Genomic DNA, 2,208 nt, shown 5'->3' with positions numbered 1-2,208 from the left:
CGGCACGGGATATCAGTCGCGCGGCTTCTCGCGCAGTTCGTACGCCTCGATCACATCGCCGACCTTGATGTCGGAGTAGGTGACCGTCAGACCGCACTCGTAGCCCTCGCGGACCTCGGTGACGTCGTCCTTCTCGCGGCGCAGCGACGAGATGGTGACCGTCTCGGCGACCACGTTGTTGTCTCGGAGCAGGCGCGCCTTCGCGTTGCGCTTGACGATGCCGGACTGCACGAGGCAACCCGCGATGTTGCCGACCTTCGAGGACTTGAAGATCGCGCGGATCTCGGCGCGGCCGAGCTCGACCTCCTCGTAGATGGGCTTGAGCATGCCCTTGAGTGCCTTCTCCACTTCGTCGATCGCCTGGTAGATGATCGAGTAGTAGCGGATGTCGACGCCCTCGCGGTTCGCCAGCTCTGTCGCCTTGCCTTCGGCGCGGACGTTGAAGCCGATGATCACCGCGTTCGAGGCCGAGGCCAGGTTGACGTTGGTCTCGGTGACGCCACCGACTCCGCGGTCGATGACCCGCAGCCGCACCTCGTCGTCGATCTGGATACCCATGAGGGCCTCTTCGAGGGCCTCGACGGTACCGGAGTTGTCGCCCTTGAGGATGAGGTTGAGCTCGTTGTGCTCCTTGAGCGCGGCATCGAGATCTTCGAGGCTGATCCGCTTGCGGCTCTTCGCGGCCAGTGCGTTGCGCTTGCGCGCATTGCGCCGGTCGGCGATCTGCCGGGCGATGCGGTCCTCGTCGACGACGACGAGGTTGTCGCCGGCGCCGGGCACCGAGGTGAAGCCGATGACCTGGACCGGACGCGACGGGAGCGCCTCGAGGACGTCCTCGCCGTGCTCGTCGACCATGCGGCGCACACGGCCGTATGCGTCGCCGGCGACGATGGAGTCGCCGACCCGCAGCGTGCCGCGCTGGACGAGCACCGTGGCAACCGGACCGCGACCGCGGTCGAGGTGTGCCTCGATGGCGACGCCCTGCGCCTCCATGTCCGGGTTCGCCCGCAGATCGAGGGACGCGTCCGCGGTGAGCAGCACGGCCTCGAGCAGCTGGTCGATGTTCAGGCCCTGCTTGGCGGAGATGTCGACGAACATGGTGTCGCCGCCGTACTCCTCCGTGACCAGCCCGTACTCGGTGAGCTGCTGACGGATCTTGTCGGGGTTCGCCCCCTCCTTGTCGATCTTGTTGACCGCGACCACGATCGGCACGTCGGCCGCCTGGGCGTGGTTGATCGCCTCGACCGTCTGCGGCATGACACCGTCGTCGGCCGCCACCACGAGGATCGCGATGTCCGTGGACTTCGCGCCGCGGGCACGCATGGCGGTGAACGCCTCGTGACCGGGGGTATCGATGAAGGTGATCAGGCGATCTTCACCGTTGAGGTGAGTGTTCACCTGGTAGGCGCCGATGTGCTGCGTGATACCGCCGGCCTCGGCCTCGCGGACGTTGGCCTTACGGATCGTGTCGAGCAGTCGGGTCTTGCCGTGGTCGACGTGACCCATGACGGTGACCACCGGCGGGCGCTGCTGGAGTTCGTCCTCGCCGCCTTCGTCCTCGCCGTACTGGATGTCGAACGACTCGAGCAGTTCGCGGTCTTCGTCCTCGGGGCTGACGACCTGGACGACGTAGTTCATCTCCGAGCCGAGCAGTTCGAGGATCTCGTCGTTCACCGACTGGGTGGCCGTGACCATCTCGCCGAGGTTGAACAACGCCTGGACCAGGGCTGCCGGGTTCGCGTCGATCTTCTCCGCAAAGTCGGACAGCGACGCGCCGCGGGCGAGCCGGATGGTCTCGCCGTTGCCACGGGGCAGCCGCACACCGCCGACCGACGGCGCCTGCATCGAATCGTATTCCTGCCGCTTCTGCCGCTTCGACTTACGGCCACGGCGCGGAGCACCACCGGGACGACCGAACGCGCCGGCTGCACCGCCGCGACCACGACCGCCACCGCCACCACCGGGACGACCCCGGAAGCCACCGGGAGCGCCGGCACCAGCGCCGGCACCTGCACCGGCGCCACCTGCTCCGGCGCCGCCGCCACGGTATCCACCGCCGCCGCCACCGGGGCGACCGCCGGGAGCGCAGCACCGCAGGCTCCGGCACCCGCTCCGAAGCCGGCAGGTCCGCGTCCGGGCCCCAAGCCCCCGCGTGTCGGTAACAACCCCTATTCCTCGGCACCGACCGAGCGTCCCGCGCCGCGTCCG

General features: G+C 68.4%; 1 pseudogene. It reads right to left on the bottom strand.

What is annotated here, in order from left to right:
* Window positions 1-12: 12 nt before the first annotated feature.
* A pseudogene (gene infB / locus Q8814_RS25860) lies at window positions 13-2,082 on the bottom strand (translation initiation factor IF-2); the annotation flags it as partial.
* Window positions 2,083-2,208 lie beyond the last annotated feature (126 nt).

This window comes from Rhodococcus chondri (genome assembly GCF_036327435.1).
Taxonomy (GTDB): Bacteria; Actinomycetota; Actinomycetes; order Mycobacteriales; family Mycobacteriaceae; genus Rhodococcus; species Rhodococcus chondri.
The sequence above is the reverse complement of the archived record's forward strand: the minus strand, read 5'-3'. Positions and strand labels throughout refer to the sequence as shown.